The following is a 21,772-nucleotide window of genomic DNA, read 5'->3' on the forward strand; positions in this document are numbered from 1 at the left end:
GCACAGGGGCGCCGCTCGACCTTGAGCGGCGCCCCTGTGCGTTCCGGGGGTCAGAACCTGCTCCCCCCAGACATGATGGATGGATTCCGCCACACGCCTCTTGGCATCCGCCATAGCGTTACAGCAGCGAGCGGAGTTGAGCCCGTATAGGCCCCGCCCACGCCGCGTAATCAGCAGGCAGAGCAGGTTCATCATGGGTGTCCACCGCCCCAAAGCCCGAGCTGAGGGCCTGAACGTCCGGCGGGGCGCCCGCCAGCAGGTGGCGTGCATACCAGTACGGACCGCCGAAATGCATCAGGGTTCCCCAGTACATCTCGACGCTCTCCTCGTCGTCCGGGTCGGGCAGAAACTCCGCCATGTCTGCCCTGAAGTACGACACCACCAATTGTTGAGCCACGGCATGCGGCAACTGGAAGTAATGCTTCAGGACTTCGATGATCTCAGCCGTGAACAGCCGCTCATCTCGGAGCTCTGCGGCAATGAAGTCCAGGCCATACGCGTCCTGCATCACTGCAGTCCCTTATGGAAGAGGGCCGCAAGAGCAGGACTGTGAATGGAAATCTGATTGAATTTCGGGAACTTCATCGGCTTGGTCGCGTCATGATCAGGTTTGTACGTTTTCGCTGCTGGGCCATAGACGAAATCGTACCGGTGATGCTCCTTGTCGGCGCGGTGCCATTCAACGAACGAAGCCCAGGCGTCGTTCGCCTCAAGGAACTCGCGGCCTGAGTAAGCCAGCATTTCTCGCGTGTTGACTTTGAAGTGCAGGACGGTGGCCGCCAGCTGCGCGTTCGTGTAGGTATTGCGCCCCTGGTCGCGCTCGGCTGTGCGGAACTTCGAGGTCCGCCCAGACATCTGCTCGGCGTGAACCTTGTTGAAGGTCACATAGAACCCTTTGCCGAAGTCCATGGGGCGGGTGGCATACCGCAGATCGATCCCGCCACTGCGGATGTTCTCTGCGAACACCTCAATGGTTCCGTGGAAGAAATCGTAGTGGTCCTCGACGAAGTACGTCGGTTTCGGTCCGCCTTCGAGTTGGACGCTGGGCGTGTCGCCCTCCGGGTTCAGTTTGCCGTGAATGTGGTACCTCTTGCCGCCCTCATTGATCAGGCGCAGGCTTTTGAGGCCGTGGCGTTTCTGAATCCCTGGCAGGGCACGTTTGACGGCTGCTGGGGTCGTGCCTTGGACGCTGAGCAGGGCGCCCGCCTCTGTGAGTGCCGCATTCAACACCTTCTGTTTCGCGGCCAGGTCCGGTGTGACGCTCTGGCCTTTCGGGAGGGCTTTGGTAGTCCGCCCCCCGGGCAGCGCCTTCCCGATCTTCGCCACCAGGCCCGCGATCTTGTCCATGACTTTGTCGCGTGCGCGGTCGAGTTTGCTCTTCACGCGCGTCATGACGCCCTTGACTTTCCCGCCGATATTGCCGAGACGTAGGAGGCGGCTGAGGAAGTTCAGGGCGAGGGGAATGCTGCCCGCCAAGCTCCGCTCGATGCCGCTCACGGCGCTGCTGATATTCCCGCTCGCGATGGCGCCGACACTGTTCACGGCGGTGCTCACGACGGCCATGATGTCGCGGCCCTTGTCCATCAGGAACTTGACGGTGTCGAACGCGCTGATCAGGGCGTTCACGAAGCCGCCCCCGGGCACGAACATCGTGACGAGCTTCTGCGTAGCAGCGACAATCACGGTATTGCGGACCTCGTCCTTGACGCCATCAACGACGGTGCTTTTCACGTCGCCGCTGTGGGCTTTGACGTCGTCAGCGAAGAGCAGCCCCTTGCGGGCGATGCCTCGGACCAGGTCCACTTTCTGCTCCGCGAGGGCCGTCTGCTCACGGCCCAGTTTACGGACCATGGCCGCGCGGAAGTTCTGGTAGGTCAGCCCAAGCACTGTCAAGACTGTGCTGAAAACGCCCGCCACATCGAGCTTCGCGGGGAACGTGAACCCGCTGGAGCCGCTCAGCCACGTCCCGAGGCCGTTCTGGAGGTGCGTTCGGGCAGAACGCCCGAACGCACGGAACCCGCCGGTCACGGCCTGAATGAGGTTGCGGGCGAACGCGGCGGGGTTCTTGAGGACCTGGAGGAGGACGTTGCCGCTGCGTTTGAGGCCAGCGATGACCTGCCGCGCTGCGGGGCCGAGGCCCGCGCCGACGGCGTCCAGGGCGATCTCGGCGAGTTTCGTGGCGCTGCCGCTGACGATGCTGCGCATGCGGGTGATGCGGGCGGTGACGGCGTCCCGGGCTTTGCCGAGATTGGCGCTCTTCAGGGCGTTCGCGATGTCGGGCAGCAGGCCGCCGACGTTGAGGGCGGCCAGTTCCCCTTGCAGCCACGCCCACGCTTTCGGGATGGCGTTCGATTCGCGGAGGTGTTCGGCAATGCCGCGCAGGGGCGCAGGCAAGAACTTCGTAAGGGCGGTCAGGATGGCGTTCGGGTTTTGCGCCATGGCCTTGCCGGTGACGAGGTCACGGCCGAACACGGCGCACAGCTCACGGTAGCCGGGGATGACGGTGAGCCCCTGGGCGATCAGTTCGCGGCCTTTGTCGAGCACGGCACCGAGCGGATTCCAGCGCTGGACGGTGGGGTCCGCGTGACGTTGGAGGGCTCGGAACGGCCCGTGCAGGGCAGCCTGGACGGCGCCATGCTGGGCGCGGTGCAGGGCCGCGGCGGGCGTGTACACGCCGGGTGCGTGGGGTGGCGGTGCGAAAAGCGTTCGGGGGTGCGGAAAGGGCTGGGCGAGCCGTGCGCCCGCGTCGCGCGCTTCGGTTTCCAGGCTGGCGTCCGGGTCGATGCCGGGGGTGACCCGGCCCTGTGCCTGCTGCACCGTGTGCGTGACTTCGTGCGCGAGGAGTTCCAGGCCACTGCGCGTGTTGGGCGTGTACGTGCCCGTGCGGAAGAAGATGTCGTTGCCACTGGTGAAGGCGAGGGCGTGGACGCTCTTGGAGAGTGTGTGCGCGGCGGTGTCCGTGTGGACGCGTACGCGGCTGAGGTCCGCGTTCAGGCCCAGTTCCAGGTGGCGGCGGACGTCGTCGGGCAGGGGGGCGCCGTGGCCGCGGCGGGCCTCGATGCGTTCCGTGAGGGGCCGCGCGTGGTCCGCATCGAGGGCGGCGAGGTGGGCGTGCAGGTCGTGGAGTTCGAGGGCCTGCGCGTCCTGGGTGTCCTCGGCGGCGTGGCGTTGCACGGCGGCCGTCATAGCGCGCTGGACGCCGGGGCGTTCGCTGGTGGGGAGGAGGTGCAGGACCATGCGGCTGATGGGGGCGCTGCCCGGGTGGCGCTGCAGGGTGGCGAGGCGTTCCCCATACGTGGCGTGCCGCACGGCGGCGGGGGCGGTGTCACTCCGGAAGGCGGCGACGAGATGTTGGGTGGCCGCGTGCAGGGTGGCGGTGTGCTGCGTGTATTCGGCAGCGTTGAGGGGACGGGAGCGCTCGGGGTGGTGCGGGTCCTGCGTGTGTTGGGCGGCGTGCAGGGCAACCCTCACCCAGTCTTCGGGGGTGGTGGGGCGCGCAGGGCGGGCGGTGGGCGCGCGGCGGGCGACCTGTCGCTGCTGCGCGGCCTGAAGGGCGCCGTCGGGCAGGGCGTGGTGCAGGGCGTCCATGCGGGCGAGCAGGGCGGCGCGGGCGTTGTGCTCGTCGCGTTCCGTGTCCGCATGCAGGCGCGCGGCCGTCAGGATGGGGTGGACGGCCTGACGTTGCGTGCGGGCGGGCCGGGAGGTGTGGGCGTTCAGGTGGCGCTGCAGCGCGGTGCGTTTGGCCTGCGCGGCGGGGACGACCGGGCGCTGCAGGACGGGTTTGGGGTCCAGAACCTGCGGGGTCCGGGTGCGAGTTTTGCGCTGCATGTACATGAACGACCCTCCTTGTCTGGACGCTAGCGGACGCGTGGGGAAAGTCAAGGCGAAAACAGGAGGCCGGGGCATGAGGTTGCCCCTGTGGGCGGGCTGGGTCTCACGCGGCGCAGGCGCTAGGGTGTGGGGGTGTTGAGATCCGTTGCGCTGATGTTGGCTGTTCTCCTGCCGTCCGCGGTGGCCGCACCCGTGACGCCCCGCGAGGCGCTCCTGCCCACGCCAGCGGCCCTGGGGGCCGCGTGTCTCGCGGGGGTGGACGCGGCGGCCGCGCCCGCGCGTGCCGGAGAGGTCGAGAAGTACATTTTCACGCTGTCGGACGATGACCTTCAGCTGCTGGGTGGCGAGGCGCTCGCGTTCAGCCGCTGCCGCGCGGACGGGCGCGCGCCGGACGCGCCGTGGTCCGCGGAGGCGCTCGGCCTGCGTCTGGTTGCGCGGGGTGCTGTGCTGGACCTCGCGGACGCCGCGGCGTGGACGGCGGCGCTGGTGATCGACGACGCGGCTGGCCGCGAACTGGCGCGGCTACAGCCGACGTCCGTGGACGCCGGAGGGGTGGACAGCTGGACGCAGGATTGCGATACGGGCGCGTGCGGGTGGGAGGGCGCGAACACGTACACTTTCGGACTGGAGGGGCTGACGGCGGAGCAGCGGGCGGCGGTACAGGCGGACGCGCGGGTGCGGGTGGAGGTCACGCGACGGTACGGGCTGGAGACGTTCACGCTCAGCGGTGAGCAGCGGGGCGACTGAGCGGTGACGCCGGACTTCTCGCTGGAGCGGCAGCATTGGGCGCGCGGGTTCTTCCGCGTGGCCGGCGTGGATGAGGCGGGGCGAGGCGCGTGGGCGGGCCCGCTGACGGTCGCAGCCGTGATCCTGCCGGCGACGCCCACGGACCTGCCGTTCCGGGACAGCAAGACGCTCAGTGCGGCGCAGCGCGAGGCGCTCGCGGCGGAGGTGCGCCGCGTGGCGGTCGCGTGGGCGGTGGAGTTCGCGGAAGCGGACGAGATCGACCGGCTCAACGTGCTCGGGGCGACGCACGCGGCGGCGTTGCGGGCGCTGCGGCGGCTGGAGGTGGCGCCGCAGGCGCTGATCACGGACTACCTGCGGCTCCGGACGGACCTGCCGCTGCTGGCCCCGCCCCGGGCGGACGCGCTGAGTTACAGCGTGGCCGCCGCGAGCCTGCTGGCGAAGACCGAACGGGACCGGCGCATGGTGGAGCTGGACGCGCTGCATCCGGGGTACGGGTTCGCGGCGCACAAGGGGTACGGCGTGAGCGCGCACCGCGCCGCCCTGGATCGCCTGGGCGTGAGCGATGAGCACCGCCGGAGTTTCGGGCCGGTGGCGCGCGTGGCGCAGCAGGGTCAGCTGTTCGCGGCCCCGGAGTAGGCCGGGTGTAAGAAATTCGTGAGGTGACGTGCGGCAGCATGGGCTCACCGCCGAAACGATGCTGCACGAGCACGTGCGCGCCAGCTGCCCTGCCCATAGGGCGCGTTTTCGTGCCCCACCCCCTCAGGAGTTGTAGTTGTCATGAAGCACCTGCGTTTCGCCCTGCCCGTCCTGCTGCTCGCCACCTCGTCCGCGCTGGCGCTGCCGCTCACGTCCATTCAGAAAGCCGGCGTGCTCCGTCTCGCCACTGCCGGCGACAACGTACCGTACACCTCGGAGGTGAACGGCAAGTTCGAAGGGTTCGAGGTCGACCTCGCGAACCTGATCGCCGCGGAACTCGGCGTGAAGCCGCAGTGGGAGCGCGTGAGCCGCGATCGCCTGCTGGGCGGCCTCGCGGATGACCGGTTCGACCTGGCGGTGTCGTCGCTGGGTATCACGAGCACCCGTGAGAACAAGGTGGACTTCACGCAGCCGATGTACTGCGCGTCCGTGGTCATCATCAGTCGGGACGCCGCCATCCAGAAGCACACGGACCTCGAAGGCAAGACGGTCGGCGTGCCCGCCGGGTCGCTGCTGCAGTCGTACATCCAGAAGCTGCCGTTCCCGAAAAAGACCCTGGTGTACGGGAGCGGCAAGGAGATCGTGACGGCCATGCTGAGCGGCGCTATCGACGCGGCGCCCGTGTACCGCCTGGCGGGCCTGGCGGCGCTGAAGGCGTACCCGAAGGCGAACTTCCACGTGGGGCCGGTGCTGTGGTCCGTGCCGACCGGCATTGCCCTCGCGGAGGACAACACCGCCCTGCGCGACGCCGTGAACGTCGCCCTGACGAAACTTCAGAACGACGGGCGGTACGAGAAGCTCTCCCGCAAGTACTTCGGCGAGAACATTCGCTGCGGCTGACGCGCGCCGCGCGTCAGCGGGGGAGGGCGTCCAGCCAGCGTTTCAGCTGCGCGGCGCCCAGCGGGCCGTACTGCACGGCCTTGAGGGCGCCGCGTGTGTCCACGAGGGCGCTGGCGGGCAGGCCGGGCAGCGGCCACGCGTTCAGTTCTGCGGGGCCGGCGAAGGCCACCGGCAGCGCTCCAAGGCCCGCGCGCTTCAGGTACGCGCGCACCTGCGCGGGCGACTCGCCGTAATTCACGGCGAGGACCTGCACGCGTCCGCCTCGCGCCGCTTCGGCGAGGCGCGGGAGTTCCTCGCGGCAGGGTGGGCACCACGTCGCCCAGAAGCTCAGCAGGAGGGGGCGCGTGGTGGGTTTGACGAGGCGCGCGCGGCCGGCGTCGTCGCGGACGCGCAGGGGCGGCGCGACCTGCAGGGCGGTGAGGGCCACCAGGGTCGACAGCATGCGTTCACTGTGCCGCCTACTGAAGCGGCCCGCAAGCGCCTGACCGGACGCTGACATGTTCCTCCGGCGCGACCGTCAGGCGCCCCTGGGCGCCTGACACGCAGCAGACGCGAGCCTGAACGCCCGCTGACACACGCCGCGAAGAGTGAGGGCCGTATGAAACCGTTCCTCACCCTGCTCACCGCAACCCTCGCCCTCAGTGGCCTCGCGAGTGCCGCCGACCTCAAAATCTACCCGTACGACGGCGCGCATGTCCTCGCCGGCCAGCGCTTCGACCTGCGCGTCGAAGCGGGCAGCGTCAAAGGCGCCGGGGACGCCACCGTCACCCTCGACGGCCAGCCCGTCGGGAACCTCGTGCGCAGCAGCGCCGGCGACGGCAAAGCGGAATGGACCCTGCGCGGCACCAGCCTCCCCAGCGGCAACCACACCCTCCAGGTGACCTTCAAGGACGACAGCGGCACCAGCACCGCCCAGGCCGCCTGGACCGCCGACGCGCCCACCACCGGCCCCGCCAAGAAAGTCATCTTGTTCATCGGGGACGGCATGGGCTGGAACACCGTCCGCGCCGCCGAACTCATCGCCAAGGGCTACAACCCCGCCAACGGCATGCCCCGCGGGCGCCTCGCCATGGAAGAAGGCCTGGGCGGCATGGCGACCGTCACGACCAGCAGCTACGACAGCTTCCTCGCGGACAGCGCCAACACGGCGTCCAGCATCGCCAGCGGCCAGAAGATCGCTGTGAACGCCCTGAACGTCTACCCGGACAACACCCCCGACACGCTCGACAACCCCCGCATCGAGACCATCACCGAAATCCTCAAGCGCACCCGCGGCGCCGGCGTCGGCCTCGTCACCAACGCGTACGGCGCGGACGCCACGCCCGCCGCGTTCGGCGCGCACACCTTCAAGCGCGGCGACTACGCCGCCATCGTCGACCAGTACTTCAAGGGCGCCGCCAGCCCCGACGTGCTCCTGATGGGCGGCAGCCGCGACTTCATTCCGCAGAGCGCCCCCGGCTCCCGCCGCAAGGACAACACCGACTGGATCACCGACAGCCAGAAGCTCGGCTTCACGCTCGCCACCACCCGCGCGGAACTGAACGCCGCGAAGGGCAGCAAACTCCTCGGCCTGTTCAACTACGACAACCTCAACTACTACCTCGACCGCGCGCAGTACCAGGACCCCAAAGTCCTCGGGGACTTCAAGGACCAGCCGTACCTCTGGGAGATGACCCAGAAGGCCGTCGCCACCCTTGACCAGAACCCCAACGGCTACTTCCTGATGGTCGAAGGCGGCCTGATCGACAAAGCCGAACACCCCCTCGACTGGCAGCGCGGCGTGTTCGACGTCCTCGAACTCGACAAGGCCGTCGCGTGGGCCAAGGATTACGCCCGCACGCACCCCGACACGCTCGTGCTCGTGACCGCTGACCACGCGCACTCCATCAGCACCTTCGGCGGGTACGACACCACCATGGGCGCCGGCAACCGCGAAGCGGTCGGCACCTACCAGGACGCCAAGTTCCCCACGTACGGCGACAAGCTCGACGCGAACGGCATCCCCATGGTGAACACCCCCCGCACGCTCGCGGTCGGCTTCGCCGCCACGCCCGACTACTGCGAGACCTTCGTGAGCCGCAGCGTCTTCAAGGACCCGTCCGTCAGCGACGGCCAGGGCGGCTACGTCCCCAACCCCGATATCTGCGGTGAAACCGGCGCGTATTTCCGCATCGGCAACCTCCCCAAGAGCGCGAACCAGGGCGTCCACACCGCCGACCCCCTGCCGCTCTTCGCGTTCGGCGCGGGCGCCGGCAACTTCATGGGCCTGATGGACCAGACCGACATCTTCTTCCAGATTGCGCGCGCCATGGGCGTCGACGCCACCAAAACCAAGTAACCCCCCTGCAGCGCGCGGGCACCCCCAGGGTGCCCGCGCGCTCAGACCGTCCCCTGACACGCGCGATCACGCCCTGACACGTCCCATGACAATTCCCTGGAACCATACCGCCATGCGCCTCCCCGCCCTTCTGCTCGCCACGCTCGCCTTGACCGCGCCGCTCAGCGCGGCGCGCGCACAGGCAATCCTCAAATTCAGCGAGCTGTACAGCAAAGTCACCATCCGCGGCATCGAGTTCAGCCCGAAACTCAAGGCGCTCAGCGGTCAGAAGGTCGACATCACCGGCTTCATGGCGCCGCCCCTGAAGCCGAAACTCGACTTCTTCGTGCTCACCAAGCAGCCGATGAGCACCTGCCCGTTCTGCAGCAGCAGCGCCGACTGGCCGCCCGACATCGTCCTCGTGATCATGCCGAACGGCAAGACCCTCGACCCCAGCACCGGCCCGATCCGCGTGCGCGGCCGCCTCGAAGTGGGCGTGAAACGCGACGACGAAACCGGCTTCGTCAGCCTCGTGCGCGTGTACGCCGACCAGGTCACGGACCTGTGAGCGCCGCGGACCTCCTCGTTCGGGGCGTCACGCACGCGTACGGCGCCGACGTCACCCTGACGTACCCGGACTTCACCGCCCGCGCCGGCGAGCACCTCGCCATCACCGGCCCGAGCGGCGCGGGGAAGACGACGCTGCTACACTTCATCGCGGGCCTGCTCACGCCCACGAGCGGCGACGTCACGTACGGTCACACGCGCGTGAACGCGCTCAGTGAAGCCGCCCGCGACGCGTACCGCGCGCGCACCGTCGGGTACGTCTTCCAGGACTTCCACCTCATGCCCGGCTACACCGCCCTGGAGAACGTCATGCTCGGCCTCGGCCTCGCCGGCGTCCGCGGCGCCCGCGCCCGCGACGCGGCCCGCGCCGCCCTCACGCGCCTCGGCCTGGGTGAGCGGGCGCACCACACGCCCCGCCAGCTCTCCACCGGCGAGCGGCAGCGCGTCGCGCTCGCCCGCGCGGTCGCGCACGGCCCGGGCCTGCTGCTCGCGGATGAACCGACGGCGCACCTCGACCGTGCGCGCGCCACGCAGGCCCTCACGCTCCTGCAGGACACCGCCCGTGACCTCGGCGCGACCCTGATCGTCGTCTCGCACGACCCGCTCGTCATTGACGCGTTCGCTCGGCACCTTCACGTCGGCGACCGCGCCGCGCCCGCACTCACGGCGGTGGTCGCATGACCCTGTGGGTCACCCTGCGGAACCTGCGCGTGCGCGGCCTCGCCACGCTCATCACCACGTTCGCCGTCGCGCTCGCTGTCGCCACCGCCCTGATCGTTCCGCTCGTCACCCGCCAGGTGGAACGCGGCGCGCAGGACGCCGCGCAGGTCTTCGACCTGCTCGTCACCGCCAAGGGCAGCCCCACCCAGGCGGTTCTCAGCAGCCTCTTCTACCTTGACGTGCCCATCGGCAACATCCCGTACGCGCAGTACGAGCACCTGCGGGACGACCCGCGCACCGCGCGCGCCGTGCCGCTCGGCTTCGGCGACAACTACCACGGCTTGCCCGTCGTCGGCACGAACGCCGCGTTCTTCGACCAGCGCCTCAAGCCCGGCGCGCCCCTGTACTTCCGCGTGGCCCGCGGCCGCCTGTTCCGCGCACCCTTCGAGGTCGTGCTCGGGCCGGCGGCCGCGCAGCAGGCCGGGCTGCGCCTCGGCAGCACCTTCAAGAGCGCCCACGGCCTCGAGGAGCACGAGGGCGTCGAGGAGGAGGAGCACGATGCGGCGTACACCGTCGTCGGCATCCTCGCGCCCACCGGCGGGCCCGCCGACCGCGCGGTGTTCACGTCCATCGAGAGCCTCTGGCAGATTCACGGGCAGCTCGCGCCCGCCTCGCGCGGCGTCACGGCGGTGCTGTACACCGCCCGCGCGCTCGGCGACCTGTACGCCGTCGCGCAGCGCGTGAACGCCCGTCCGGACACGCAGGCCGTGTTCCCCGGTCAGGTGTTCGCGCAGGTGCGCGGCTTCGTGCTGCAGGGTCAGGCCGCCTACGCCGCCCTCGGCGTACTGATGCTGCTGCTCGCGGCCCTCACCATCTGGCTGAGCGTGCACGCTGCCGGGCTGGAGCGCGCGCGCACGGTCGCGCTGCTGCGCGCCCTCGGCGCGGGCCGCCGCACCGTGTTCGGCGTGGTGCTGCTCGAAACGGCCGTCACGGTCCTCGTGGGCCTCACGGCAGGCGTGCTGCTCGCGTTGCTGCTCGGGCACCTCGGCGGTGGCGTGCTCGCCGCGCGGCTCGGCTTCACGCTCCCCGCACCGAACCTCGACGCGCCCCTGCTCGCGCGCGTCGCGTGGCTGCTCCCCATCGGCCTGCTCGCCGCCTTACCGCCCGCGCTCGGCGCGGCCCGCGCGCACCCCACCCGCCACCTGTAACGGCCCCGCGGACCCTGGTGCGCCGGAGCCCGTCTACACACCCGCCCGCACGCCGCGCCACGCGCGGTACGCTGAGCGGCATGGCCGCGCCCTCCGCCCCCCTCGCCCGCACCGCCTCCTGGCCCACCGCCGCCCGCTCCGCGCTGCTGCTGGTGGGCCTGCTGCTGTTCGGCGCGTCCGTGCGCCTCATGCTCGACGCGCGCGTCGGCGTCGGCCCATGGGACGCCCTGAACGCCGGCCTGGTGCAGCACGTGCCCATCACCTTCGGGCAGGGCAGCATCCTGATCGGCGCGGTCCTCGTGGCGCTTGCGTACGCGTGGCTGCGGGTCCGCCCGGGCCTCGGCACCGTCCTGAACATGGTGCTGATTGGCGTGTTCATCGACCTGCTCGCGCCGTTCTCCCCGCACCCGACCGCGCTGCCCGTGCAGTGGGCGCAGTTTGCGTTCGGGGTGCTGCTGATGGGCTTCGCCACCGGCACGTACATCGCCTCGCGCTTCGGCGCCGGTCCGCGCGACGGCCTCGTCCTTGGCCTCGGTGAACGCTACGCGTGGCCGGTTGCGCGCGTCCGCACCGGCGTGGAACTCCTCGTCGTCGCTGTTGCCGTGGTCCTCGGCGGGCCCGTCGGGTGGGGCACGCTGGCGTTCGCGCTCAGCATCGGCCCTAGCATGGCCCTCGGCCTGCGCCTCTACGGCCTGGAACGCCGCAAGTAACCGCAAGCCTGGTGCAGCGTCCGCTCACCGAATTCCCGGCCCGCGTGCCGTAGGGTAGCGGCATGATGCACCTCACCGAAGGCGGCACCCTGTACGACCGCATCGGCCCGGAGCGGCTGCATGACCTGCTCACGCGCTTCTACGCGCACGTCCGCGCCACGCCCGACCTCGCGGCCATCTTCCCGGGCGACTGGGACACCACCCTCGAAAAGCAGGAGGCGTTCATGACCGGCTTCACCGGCGGCCCGCCCCTGTACCACGAACGCTACGGGCACCCGCGCCTCCGCGCCCGCCACCTCCCGTTCCCGGTGACGCCCTCCCGCGCGCGCCTGTGGCTCGCCTGCATGCGCCGCGCCCTCGACGACACGCTCGGCATCGACCGCGACACCGCCGCCGAGCTGTACGCGGCCCTCACACGCGTCGCCACGCACATGGTCAACACCCCCGAGCCCACCCCCGAGGAGGTCCCCGCATGACCACCACGCCTGCCGCGCCCGCCACCAACCGGCCCGCCACGGACCTTCCCACCGGCGCCGGCCCCGTCACGGTCCGCCGCTACTGGGTGGAAGTCCAGGGTGCGCGCCACACGCCTGAGCGGCTGCTGGAGTACATGCTCACGCACCTCGACCGCGTGAGCCCCAACCTGCTCGCCCGCTTCACGCACGAACAGGGCCGCATGCGCGCTCCGCAGCTCGGCGACACGTACCACATCCAGATGTTGCTCCTGCGCCCCGCGTACGTCCGCCTGGAAGCGCGCTCCGACCTGACCGTGCGCCTGCGCACCCTGCGCCCCCACCCGGAAAGCGGCTGGATCGAGTACCGCGTGCACCCCCAGGGTCCAGGGCATTACCGTATCGAGATCGAGTCGCGCGTGCGCTCCAGCAACGCCCTCGACCGCGCCGCGTACCTGCTCGGCGTGAGCTTCGCGCAGCGCCTCACGTGGGAAATCACCATGCGGCGGGTCGCGCGCGCCAGCGGCGGTCACGTCATCCGCAACGGCCAGTCCACCGAGGAGCACGCCTGGCCGCTCGACCCGAGCTTCCCCCGCGGCACCCTCCGGTAACAGGGGCGGTGAGGCCCCCTCGGCCTCGCCGCTCTCAGGTGAGCGGGTAGCGGCGGACCTCGATGAGCGCGCCCTGATGCTCGCGCGTCAGCGCCACCTCCCGCACCCGCCAGCCCATCAGGGGGGGGTCCAGCAGCGCCACCTGCGCCCACAGCGGGTTCTCCGCCCACGAGCACACGCCGAGCGCCATCGTCAGGTGCGGAATGAACCCGCTGCCGTCGCGCGTGCCGCCCGGCAGGGCCTCCACCGCCAGCGCCCGCTCGTGCAGGTCCAGCAGCTCCGGCGTGCGCTGCATCTCCAGGAAGAACACGTGCGGGAAACGCCGCCACCCCTTCACGCGCACGTCGAACGGGCGCACGCCGTCCAGGGCCCGCCGGAAGCGCGCGGCGAGGTCCGACTCGTCCCCGTCCCACTGAAAGGGTGTGCGGACGTTCAGGTGCGGCGGCCCGTACCCCGCGACGCCCAGCGCCGCCTGATGCCGCGTCAGCCAGCCGTCCAGTTCGTCCGGCGGCCACACCACCAGGCTGTACAGCGACACGCCGTCACCCGATCCGGTAGCGGCAGCTCGGTGCCGCGCACGCGATGCGCGTCTCGCGCGTGACCGGCACGCCCAGCAGCTCGCGGTACAGGTCCAGTTCGGCCGCGCACAGCTCTCCGTAGCGCCGCGCGACCGTCAGGTTCGGGCAGTTCCCCTCAATCAGGTACCAGTGCCCGTTCTCGAAGGTAGCCCGAGCCGCGTACCCCGCGTCGCACAGCAGCTGCGCGAGCCGCGTGAGCTTCTCGGGCAGATCGCCTTGCAGCAGCGGCGCCCACTCGCGCGCGAGCTGCGCGCGGCGCGCGTCCATGACCTGCAGCACCGCCCCCTCCCCGAACAGGGCCTGCACGTGCTCCAGCACGTCCACGCACAGCGACGCGTAGCGCTTCGGGAACGACGCCTCGCCGCGCTCCGTCAGGCGGTACACGTTCTGCGGACGCCCACGCCCGAACGGCTTCTCGGTGCTGGGCTCCACGAGGCCCGCCTCGGTGAGGTCCGCGAGGTGCCGGCGCGCTGCCGGCACGCTGACGCCCAGCTCATCCGCGAGGGCCTGCACGGTATGGCAGCGCTGCTGCTTGAGCAGCTCCAGCAGCCGCGTCTTGGTGCGTTCCGGCGCGGCGGGCGCCGGGGCAGAGGGAACAGCGCTCATGGGTGACTCCTCAGACCATCGGCAGGACGTCGAGCGCCTGCACGCTCACCCGGCCCGCCAGGGTACGCGCCACCGAACGCAGCGCCACGCTCGCCGCGCTCTGCGGGTGCGCGAGCACGCTCGGCACGCCGCCGTCCGCGTCCTGCCGCACTTCCGTGTCGAGCGGCACCTCGCCGAGGACCGTCAGGCCACCCAGTTTGCGCGCCCCACCCCGCCCGAAGATGTCGTACGTGATCCCGGTGTCCGGCGCGACGAAGTAGCTCATGTTCTCGACGACGCCCAGAATCGGCACGCTCGCCTTGCGGAACATGTCCACGGCGCGCGCCGCGTCGATGAGCGCCACGTCCTGCGGCGTCGTAACGATCACGGCGCCCGTCACGTTCACGCTCTGCGTGATGGACAGCTGCACGTCGCCGGTGCCGGGCGGCAGGTCCACGATCAGGTAATCCAGTTCGCCCCACGCGGCGTCCTTCAGGAACTGCTGCACGGCGGAGTGCAGCATCGGCCCGCGCCACACCAGCGCCTGCCCGGCGGGGGAGAGGTTCCCCATGCTGATGAACTTCACGCCGTGCCGCTCCAGCGGACGCATCTTGCGGTCCTCGGTGGCGGTGACCTTCTCGCCGCTCGCGCCCATCATGTGCGCGATGCTTGGCCCGTACACGTCCGCGTCCATCAGGCCCACGCGCGCGCCGTCCGCCGCGAGTGACGCCGCGATGTTCGCCGCGACGCTGCTCTTGCCCACGCCGCCCTTGCCGCTGCCGACCAGCAGCACGTGCTTCACGCCCGGCAGGGCCGGCTGCGCCGGCGGCGCGACGCGCGCACTGAACTCCACGCGCACGTCCCGCGCGCCAGCGGCCTCCACGGCGCGGCGCACGTCCGCTTCGATGGTGCCGCGCAGGGGGCAGGCGGGCGTCGTGAGTTCCACGTGGACGTCCACGCGGTCCCCGTCCACGCGCACGCCCTTCACCATGCCCAGCGACACGAGGTCACGGTGGAGTTCCGGGTCGTTCACCGTGCGAAGGGCCGCGAGCACGTCGTCTTGATGCATGACCGGAGTTTTAGCGCATGACCCGCCCCGCAGCAAGGCACGCTCTCACAAATGCTCATGCGCGCGCGGCTCCCAGGCGGGCCGCGCCGTATACTTGCCGCACATGCCCACCGCCCCTGGACCCCGCTCCCACCGGAGTGCCGCATGAAAATGGCCGGGCCGTACGTCCTCACGCACACGCTTATGACCGGCCAGGTGCGCGTTTCCCGCGCCGTGGACCGTCTGACCGGCATGCCCGCCCTGCTGTACCAGCCGCGCACGCCGTTCACGCCGACGCTCCCGGACCACCCGAACCTCCTGCCGTACACCGCCGCCGGAGACGACTACCTCGTCGCGGACCTCGCGCCGCACGCGGAGCACGCGACCGACGCGACCCTCGCGGCAGACGGGGCGCTGCGGGCCCTCGCGGCGCTGCACGAGCACGGGCTCGTGCACGGCGGCGTCCACGAGATGAACCTGTGGGAGCTGGACGGCGAGGCCCTGCTGGCCGGCGCGGGCCTTGCGTGGGGGCCGCTCGGCGAGGACCGCGACGCGCCAGAAGGCGGCAAGAGCGCGTTCGCGGACCTGTACGCGCTCGGGCGGGCCCTTCAGCGCCTCGGGAACATGCCGCCGACGCTTACGCCGCTCCTCGACCCGGACCCGTACCGCCGCCCCGCCGCCGCAGCGGCCCTGCTGCTGCTGCACGCTCCAGAACCGGAACCGGCCGCGCTCACCCCCGCCGAAGCCACGCTCCGCGCGGAGGCGCCCGCGCCCGCCTCGGGGGGGCCGGTGGTGCCCGCCACGCCGTTGGTGACACTGGACCCCCCGCCCATCATCGTGATCGAGGCGGAACCGGCTCCGGGGTCTGCCGAGGTCATCACTGCTGAGCTCCCGCGCAGCGTGCCGGACCTTGTGGAGGCCCCGGAGCCCACGCCACTGCCTGAACTGGCATACGAGGACTTCGAGGAGAGCGTCACGGTCGTTCCCGCCGCCAGCACCCCGATGGCACCCTCCCGGCCTGCCGACGATGACCCTGACCCGGAACGCCCCGCCGACCGCGCGCCCGACGACGCGGCCCGTGCGCGCCACGCGCCCATCCGCATCGGCTGGGAGGAGGACCACTCCTGGCGCGTCGTGAAAAGCCCCACGGACCCCGCCACGCCCGCGCGGTCGCGCCCCCCGCTGGTGTGGCTCGCCCCGGTCGTGCTGCTGCTCGCGCTGCTCGGCGGCGTGTACCTCGCCGCGCGTGACCCCGCGCCCGCCGTGACCACCTGCTGCACCGTCGAGTTCCGCGTGCAGGGCGCCACCACACCCGTGAACGTCCGCGTCACGCGCGCGCCAAACGGCAGCATCCTGCGCGCCGGCGACCTGCTCGGCGTGGCTCCCGGTCTGCTGCGCTTCCCGGACACGCCCGGCACGTACCGCCTCCGCGCGGAAGCGACCAACTACGCCCCCATTGAATTCAACCTGACGATCCCCACGGCGCGGCCCATCACCATCAACGTCGGCCAGTGACCGCCCCTGCCTGACTGGGCCCGGGGGCCCCACGCGGCCCCCGTGTCAGAATGGCGCTCGTGAGTGTCGTCATCCTTGACTTTGGCTCCCAGTACACGCGCCTGATCGCGCGGCGTTTCCGGGAACTCGGTACGTACAGCGTCATCCTGCCCGGCAACGCCCCCCTGGAACGCATCCAGCGTGAGAACCCCGTCGGCATCGTCCTGTCCGGCGGGCCCAGCAGCGTGTACGACGAGCGTGCCCCCCGCCCCGCCGACGGCGTCCTCGACCTCGACGTGCCCATCCTCGGCATCTGCTACGGCATGCAGTTCCTCGCGCAGCAGGCCGGCGGCGACGTGAAACGCGCCGGGAAACGCGAGTACGGCAAGGCCGACCTCACCCGCTACGGCGGGCAGCTCTTCCAGGGCATCCAGGGCGAATTCGTCGCGTGGATGAGCCACAGCGACAGCGTCACCCGTCTGCCTGAAGGGTACGACGTCGTCGCGGAAACCGAGGACACGCCCGTCACGGCCATCGAGAACGTCACCACGCGCCGTTACGGCGTGCAGTTCCACCCGGAAGTCGTGCACACCCCCAAGGGCACGCTGCTGCTCGAGAACTACCTGAGCATCTGCGGCGCCGCACGCGACTGGAATGCCGAGCACATCATCGACGAACTCATCGAGGGTGTCCGCGCGCAGGTCGGCGACGGCCGCGTCCTCCTCGCCATCAGCGGCGGCGTGGACAGCAGCACCCTCGGCCTGCTCCTCGCGCGCGCCGTCGGCGAGAAACTCACGGCCGTGTTCATCGACCACGGCCTGCTGCGCCTTGGCGAGCGTGAGCAGGTCGAGGCGGCCCTGCGTCCCCTCGGCGTGAACCTCGTGACGGTGGACGCGCGCGAGCAGTTCCTCGGCGCGCTCGCGGGCGTCAGCGACCCCGAGCAGAAACGCAAGATCATCGGCCGCGAGTTCATTCGCGCGTTCGAACGCGAAGCGCGCGAGTACGGCCCGTTCGACTTCCTCGCGCAGGGCACGCTGTACCCGGACGTCATCGAGTCCGCCGGCGGCGAGGGCGCCGCGAACATCAAGAGCCACCACAACGTCGGCGGCCTGCCCGACGACCTCGCGTTCAAGCTCGTCGAGCCGTTCCGCACGCTGTTCAAGGACGAGGTGCGCGAGATCGCCCGCCTGCTCGGCCTGCCCGACCACATCCGCATGCGCCACCCGTTCCCCGGCCCGGGCCTCGCCATCCGCGTGCTCGGCGAGATCACGCCCGAGAAGCTCGACATTCTCAAGCGCGTGGATGACATTTTCATCAGTGGGCTGCGCGAGTTCGGCCTGTACGACGGGTGCTCGCAGGCCCTCGCGGTCCTCACGCCCATCCAGTCCGTCGGCGTGATGGGTGACGAGCGTACGTACAGCTACACCGCCGCGTTGCGCGCCGTCACCACTGACGACTTCATGACGGCCGAGTGGGCGCGTCTCCCGTACGACTTCCTCGCGACCATGAGCAACCGCATCGTGAACCAGGTCCACGAGATCAACCGCGTCGTGTACGACATTACCGGCAAGCCGCCCGCCACCATTGAGTGGGAGTAACCCCCGGAGAAGGGCGGGGCCGACACGTCATCGTGTCGGCCCCGCCCTTCGTGTTCACCATCCATGATTATGTCGCGTTCTGTGAGGGTCCGCTGTGCATTACTCACCTGACGCGTTCATGACGCGTGGCTTATGATCGCACCACCGAAGAGCAATCAACCAACTGCCTCTTCGGCGAAAGAGGTGACATTGTGCACATCTATAAGCTGACTGGACGCAACGTCGAAGTCACGGACGCCCTACGGGATTACGTCGAGACGAAACTCACGCGACTGGACCGCTTCAACGGGCAGGTTACGGACGCGCGCGTCACGCTCACCGTCCGCGACGTCCGCGACGCCAGCCGCCGCAACCGCGTCGAAGTTCAGCTGAACGTGCCCAACGGCATTATCCGCGCCGAAGAACACCACGCCGACATGTACGCCGCCATCGACAAGGCCGGTGACGTCCTCGAACGCCAGCTGCGCAAGTTCAAGACCAAGATCATGCGTCACCGCCACGACGCGCAGCCTGACGACGCGGCCCCGCCCGCACCGGCCAGCGGCGACGACGTGAGCGAATTCACGCCGGAAATCGTCCGTCAGAAACGCTTCGACCTGCGGCCCATGACCGCCGAGGACGCCGTCACGCAGATGGAAGCGCTCGGGCACGACTTCTACGTCTTCAGGAACATGGACACCGAGGGCTGCGCGGTCGTGTACCGCCGCCGCGACGGCAACTACGGCCTGATCGAACCCAGCGTGTAACGCCCGGGCTGGGGCGGGCACGTGCCCGCCCCAGCCCGGCGCGCCGCCCAGCCTCAACGGGCGGGCCTGAGGGGAAGTCAGGCCTGCCCGCGCCTCACAGCACGCCACGCAGGGCCGCGCGCGCCTGCGCCTGATCCTCGTGCAGCTGGGCCTTCAGAGCGTCCAGCCCACTGAAGCGCTGCTCGGCCCGAAGGTGCTGGTAGAACTTCACGACGATCTCCTGCCCGTACAGGTCACCCTCGAAATCCAGCACGTTCACCTCAAAGCGCCGCTCCGTGCCGTTCACGGTCGGGCGCATGCCGATGTTCGCCATGCCGCCGTACCGCCCGTGATCCGTCGTGACGCTCACCGCGAACACGCCCAGCGGCAGCGCCTTCCCCTCGGGCACGCGGATGTTCGCGGTCGGGAAGCCAATGGTCCGCCCCAGCTGATCCCCGCGGACCACCACGCCCGCCGCGTCGTAATGGCGGCCCAGGAACCGGTTCGCGCTCGTCACGTCGCCCTGCTGCAGGTGCGCGCGAATGCGGGTGCTTTTGATGTCCTCGCCGTTCAGGCCGTGCATGGGCAGCGGCACGACGTCCGCCGTCACCTCGCGCAGGTCCGCCACGCCGCCCGCGCGGCCCCGCCCGAAATGGAAGTCCTCGCCGACCACCAGCGCGCGCGGCCGCAGCGTCCGCAGGTCATCCAGGAACGCGTCTTTCGGGCGCGCCGCGAACTCCCGCGTGAACGGCACGGCAATGACCTCATCCACCCCGAACCGCGCGAGCAGGTCGAGCTTCTCGGGCAGCGTCGACAGGAACTCCACGCCCTGCATCAGCACGCGCGTGGGCGGGTCGAACGTGTACACGACGCTCGGCACGCGGTAATGCCGCGCGCGTTCCTTCAGGCGCGCCAGCAGTGCCTGGTGACCCAGGTGCACGCCGTCGAAACTGCCGACCGCCACGACCGTTTCCGTGTCCGGCCGCTGGGTGGGGGAGACGTACGTCTTCACGCGCCTGCGTCCTCCCGCACCACGCCCGGCGCACTCGCGTCCCGCGCATGCAGCTCCTCCAGGGCGTACAGCGCGGCCGCCACCGTCGTCGCACTGCCCTGCAGGGTGCCCTCCCGCAGGCCGCGCAGGACCTCGCGCGGGTCGAGCCACAGCACCTCAATGTCCTCGTCCTCGTCCATGGGGAGCCGCGCCTCACGCAGGTCCGTGGCGAGGAACAACGAGAGGCGCTCGTCGCAGAAGCCCGGGCTGCTGTAGAACTGCGTCAGAAGGCGCATGTGCCCGTCCAGGCCGACCTCCTCCTGCAACTCCCGCCGCGCGGCCTCCTCGGGCGTCTCCCCCTCGTCCACCAGCCCGGCGGGGGCCTCCACCGTGAACGCCCCGACGGCGCGCCGCTGCTGCTTCACGAGCACCATCTCGCCACGGTCGTTCAGGGCGAGGATGCTCACGGCGTCCGCGTGCCGCACGACCTCCCACTTGCCCTCCAGCAGTTCCAGACGGACGATCTTCCCGTCGTACACGACGTTCGTGTCACTCATGCCGCCCACTGTACCGCGCGCGCCACCCCGAACCTCAACCCGCACCCCCGCCGGAAGAGTCGACGTCACACGTGAACGGCAGCTCCAGGGCACCCGGGTGCGCCACGTGCCCCGCCTCACAGGGGGGCGCGTGGCCGTGCGTCCGCTCGGCTGGTGCCCCCTCACAGGGAGCGAAGTTCGTCGACGGCGACCAGAACGGTGCTGGAGGCGGAACGGTAGCCCGCCTCCGCCCCTGCGCCCGGTCCGGGCGGGGCGCGGTCAGCAACAGCCCGATGATCGCCACCGCCAGAGTCAGCATGAACAGCCACATACCGTCACCTCCTGAACCGCAACGGCGGCCCAGAGGACCATACACTCGGCGGGCGGCAAGGTTCCCACACACGAGCGGGGGCGGTCCGTGGACCGCCCCCGCTCACATATGCGGGTTACTCGCGTTCGACCTGGCGGAGGAACGCGGGGATGTCGTAGTCGCGGGCGTCGTACGCGCTCACGGCCGGTTTGGTGGGGGCGGCGCCCCCACGAATGAAGGTGTCGAGCGTGCTGTGGCGCGGCGCGCCCGGCATGAACGACGCGGGGCTGTCGTTGAAGCCCGTGGCGATGACGGTCACGCGCACCTCGTCGCCGGCGTTCTCGTCGAACGCCACGCCGAACAGCATGTCAGGCTCCTCGGAGCCGGTCGCCTCGCGGATCTTCTCGACGATCTCGTTCGCTTCGTGCATGCTCAGGTCGAAGCCGCCCGTGACGTTCACGAGGATGCGGCGGGCGCCCTCGATGCCGCGCTCCAGCAGCGGGCTGTTGATAGCGCTCGCCGCGGCCTCCTCCGCGAGCTTCTCGCCGCGGCCCGCGCCGATGCCCATCAGGACGCTGCCGGCGTTCATCAGGAGGTTGCGGACGTCCGCGAAGTCCACGTTGATCATGCCCTCGACGTTGATGACGTCGCTGATGCCTTTCACGCCGTAGTACAGGACGCGGTCCGCGATCAGGAACGCCTCACGGAAGCTGACCTTCTTGTCGACGGCCGTGAGCAGTTTCTCGTTGTTGACGACGATCATGCCGTCGACGCGTTCGCTGAGTTTGCTGATGCCTTCCTCGGCGATGCGCAGGCGTTTGGGACCCTCGAACCGGAAGGGGCGCGTGACGATGGCGATGGTCAGGATGCCCATCTCCCGCGCGATTTCCGCGACGACGGGCGCGCTGCCCGTGCCAGTGCCGCCGCCCATGCCGGCCGTGATGAACAGCATGTCCGTGCCGTCCAGGTATTCCTTGATGCGCTCGCGGTCCTCCAGGGCGGCCTTCTCGCCGACATCCGGGTCGGCGCCCGCACCGAGGCCGCGCGTGAGGCGGTCCCCGAGTTGAATGCGCACTTCCGCGTGGCTCTTGGCGAGCACCTGCGCGTCGGTGTTCCCAGCGATGAACTCCACGCCCTCAAGCCCCGATTCGATCATGCGGTTCACGGCGTTGTTCCCCGCTCCACCCAAGCCAATCACGCGAATTCTCGCCGCCTGCATCATCAACTCCTTCTGCGCGCGCCCCGTGGAGCGCGTGTTAACCCGTGTA

General features: G+C 70.2%; 22 protein-coding genes. 13 read left to right on the forward strand and 9 right to left on the reverse strand.

Annotation, left to right across the window (positions count from 1 at the left end):
• Nucleotides 1–118: 118 nt before the first annotated feature.
• Both DEIMA_RS08220 and DEIMA_RS08225 read right to left on the reverse strand, forming a co-directional pair.
• Nucleotides 119–511, reverse strand: coding sequence for a hypothetical protein (locus tag DEIMA_RS08220; protein ID WP_148234927.1), 393 nt, complete (start codon nt 509–511; stop codon nt 119–121).
• Entirely contained in the window at nt 508–3,828 is a 3,321-nt protein-coding gene (locus DEIMA_RS08225) for an eCIS core domain-containing protein (RefSeq protein ID WP_148234928.1), read from the reverse strand. The genes DEIMA_RS08220 and DEIMA_RS08225 overlap by 4 nt, the downstream gene beginning before the upstream one ends.
• Nucleotides 3,829–3,984: 156 nt before the next feature.
• On the opposite strand from DEIMA_RS08225, the gene DEIMA_RS08230 reads away from it, so the two are divergent.
• The 3 genes from DEIMA_RS08230 to DEIMA_RS08240 all read left to right on the forward strand — a co-directional run bounded on the left by DEIMA_RS08230 (nt 3,985) and on the right by DEIMA_RS08240 (nt 6,114).
• A complete protein-coding gene (locus DEIMA_RS08230; RefSeq protein ID WP_148234929.1) occupies nt 3,985–4,578 on the forward strand; it encodes a hypothetical protein in 594 nt (197 codons plus the stop codon).
• Nucleotides 4,579–4,581: 3 nt separating this feature from the next.
• Nucleotides 4,582–5,214 (forward strand): ribonuclease HII, encoded by a 633-nt coding sequence (locus tag DEIMA_RS08235; protein ID WP_013556779.1) that lies wholly within the window; start codon nt 4,582–4,584, stop codon nt 5,212–5,214.
• 141 nt (nt 5,215–5,355) lie between these two features.
• Entirely contained in the window at nt 5,356–6,114 is a 759-nt protein-coding gene (locus tag DEIMA_RS08240) for a substrate-binding periplasmic protein (RefSeq protein ID WP_013556780.1), read from the forward strand.
• Between the two features lie 13 nt (nt 6,115–6,127).
• Here the strand turns inward: DEIMA_RS08240 and DEIMA_RS08245 are convergent, their stop codons facing one another.
• Entirely contained in the window at nt 6,128–6,556 is a 429-nt protein-coding gene (locus DEIMA_RS08245; protein WP_013556781.1) for a TlpA family protein disulfide reductase, read from the reverse strand.
• 156 nt (nt 6,557–6,712) lie between these two features.
• Here DEIMA_RS08245 and DEIMA_RS08250 point away from each other — a divergent pair, with 156 nt between their 5' ends.
• The 7 genes from DEIMA_RS08250 (at nt 6,713) to DEIMA_RS17875 (ending at nt 12,639) form a co-directional block, all read left to right on the forward strand.
• Nucleotides 6,713–8,452 carry an alkaline phosphatase gene (locus DEIMA_RS08250; RefSeq protein WP_013556782.1) on the forward strand — a complete coding sequence of 580 codons (1,740 nt, stop codon included), beginning with the start codon at nt 6,713–6,715 and terminating at the stop codon, nt 8,450–8,452.
• A 112-nt stretch (nt 8,453–8,564) separates the two neighbouring features.
• Nucleotides 8,565–8,999: a hypothetical protein gene (locus tag DEIMA_RS08255; protein ID WP_169311933.1), complete on the forward strand. Its 435-nt coding sequence runs from the start codon at nt 8,565–8,567 to the stop codon at nt 8,997–8,999.
• Nucleotides 8,996–9,679, forward strand: coding sequence for an ABC transporter ATP-binding protein (locus DEIMA_RS08260; RefSeq protein WP_013556784.1), 684 nt, complete (start codon nt 8,996–8,998; stop codon nt 9,677–9,679). Before DEIMA_RS08255 ends, DEIMA_RS08260 begins: the two co-directional genes overlap by 4 nt.
• The gene (locus tag DEIMA_RS08265) at nt 9,676–10,866 is read left to right on the forward strand and encodes an ABC transporter permease (protein ID WP_013556785.1); all 1,191 of its coding nucleotides are present in this window, start codon (nt 9,676–9,678) and stop codon (nt 10,864–10,866) included. Before DEIMA_RS08260 ends, DEIMA_RS08265 begins: the two co-directional genes overlap by 4 nt.
• 80 nt (nt 10,867–10,946) lie before the next feature.
• Nucleotides 10,947–11,576 (forward strand): YczE/YyaS/YitT family protein, encoded by a 630-nt coding sequence (locus tag DEIMA_RS08270; RefSeq protein ID WP_013556786.1) that lies wholly within the window; start codon nt 10,947–10,949, stop codon nt 11,574–11,576.
• Nucleotides 11,577–11,638: 62 nt separating this feature from the next.
• A complete protein-coding gene (locus DEIMA_RS08275) occupies nt 11,639–12,052 on the forward strand; it encodes a globin domain-containing protein (protein ID WP_013556787.1) in 414 nt (137 codons plus the stop codon).
• Nucleotides 12,049–12,639 (forward strand): hypothetical protein, encoded by a 591-nt coding sequence (locus DEIMA_RS17875; protein WP_013556788.1) that lies wholly within the window; start codon nt 12,049–12,051, stop codon nt 12,637–12,639. The genes DEIMA_RS08275 and DEIMA_RS17875 overlap by 4 nt, the downstream gene beginning before the upstream one ends.
• Before the next feature lie 34 nt (nt 12,640–12,673).
• Here the strand turns inward: DEIMA_RS17875 and DEIMA_RS08285 are convergent, their stop codons facing one another.
• From DEIMA_RS08285 to DEIMA_RS08295, 3 genes are read right to left on the reverse strand one after another with little or no spacing between them, the layout of a single operon-like run.
• A complete protein-coding gene (locus DEIMA_RS08285; RefSeq protein ID WP_013556789.1) occupies nt 12,674–13,177 on the reverse strand; it encodes a 2'-5' RNA ligase family protein in 504 nt (167 codons plus the stop codon).
• A gap of 4 nt (nt 13,178–13,181) precedes the next feature.
• On the reverse strand, nt 13,182–13,823 hold the full coding sequence (locus DEIMA_RS08290) for a helix-turn-helix transcriptional regulator (protein WP_013556790.1): 642 nt from the start codon (nt 13,821–13,823) through the stop codon (nt 13,182–13,184).
• 10 nt (nt 13,824–13,833) lie between these two features.
• The gene (locus DEIMA_RS08295; protein WP_013556791.1) at nt 13,834–14,871 is read right to left on the reverse strand and encodes an Mrp/NBP35 family ATP-binding protein; all 1,038 of its coding nucleotides are present in this window, start codon (nt 14,869–14,871) and stop codon (nt 13,834–13,836) included.
• Between the two features lie 144 nt (nt 14,872–15,015).
• On the opposite strand from DEIMA_RS08295, the gene DEIMA_RS08300 reads away from it, so the two are divergent.
• The 3 genes from DEIMA_RS08300 to hpf all read left to right on the forward strand — a co-directional run bounded on the left by DEIMA_RS08300 (nt 15,016) and on the right by hpf (nt 18,688).
• Nucleotides 15,016–16,365, forward strand: coding sequence for a hypothetical protein (locus DEIMA_RS08300; protein WP_013556792.1), 1,350 nt, complete (start codon nt 15,016–15,018; stop codon nt 16,363–16,365).
• A 59-nt stretch (nt 16,366–16,424) separates the two neighbouring features.
• Nucleotides 16,425–17,942, forward strand: coding sequence for a glutamine-hydrolyzing GMP synthase (gene guaA, locus DEIMA_RS08305; RefSeq protein ID WP_043817224.1), 1,518 nt, complete (start codon nt 16,425–16,427; stop codon nt 17,940–17,942).
• Nucleotides 17,943–18,133: 191 nt separating this feature from the next.
• Nucleotides 18,134–18,688: a ribosome hibernation-promoting factor, HPF/YfiA family gene (hpf, locus tag DEIMA_RS08310; protein WP_043816584.1), complete on the forward strand. Its 555-nt coding sequence runs from the start codon at nt 18,134–18,136 to the stop codon at nt 18,686–18,688.
• 94 nt (nt 18,689–18,782) lie between these two features.
• On the opposite strand, the gene ribF is transcribed toward hpf, so the two are convergent.
• The 3 genes from ribF to ftsZ all read right to left on the reverse strand — a co-directional run bounded on the left by ribF (nt 18,783) and on the right by ftsZ (nt 21,723).
• On the reverse strand, nt 18,783–19,679 hold the full coding sequence (gene ribF / locus DEIMA_RS08315) for a riboflavin biosynthesis protein RibF (protein ID WP_013556795.1): 897 nt from the start codon (nt 19,677–19,679) through the stop codon (nt 18,783–18,785).
• On the reverse strand, nt 19,676–20,215 hold the full coding sequence (locus tag DEIMA_RS08320) for an NUDIX domain-containing protein (RefSeq protein ID WP_013556796.1): 540 nt from the start codon (nt 20,213–20,215) through the stop codon (nt 19,676–19,678). Before DEIMA_RS08320 ends, ribF begins: the two co-directional genes overlap by 4 nt.
• Nucleotides 20,216–20,640: 425 nt before the next feature.
• Entirely contained in the window at nt 20,641–21,723 is a 1,083-nt protein-coding gene (gene ftsZ, locus DEIMA_RS08325; protein WP_013556798.1) for a cell division protein FtsZ, read from the reverse strand.
• Nucleotides 21,724–21,772 lie beyond the last annotated feature (49 nt).

Origin of the sequence: Deinococcus maricopensis DSM 21211, assembly GCF_000186385.1 — a bacterium.
In the GTDB taxonomy this organism is placed as follows: domain Bacteria; phylum Deinococcota; class Deinococci; order Deinococcales; family Deinococcaceae; genus Deinococcus_B; species Deinococcus_B maricopensis.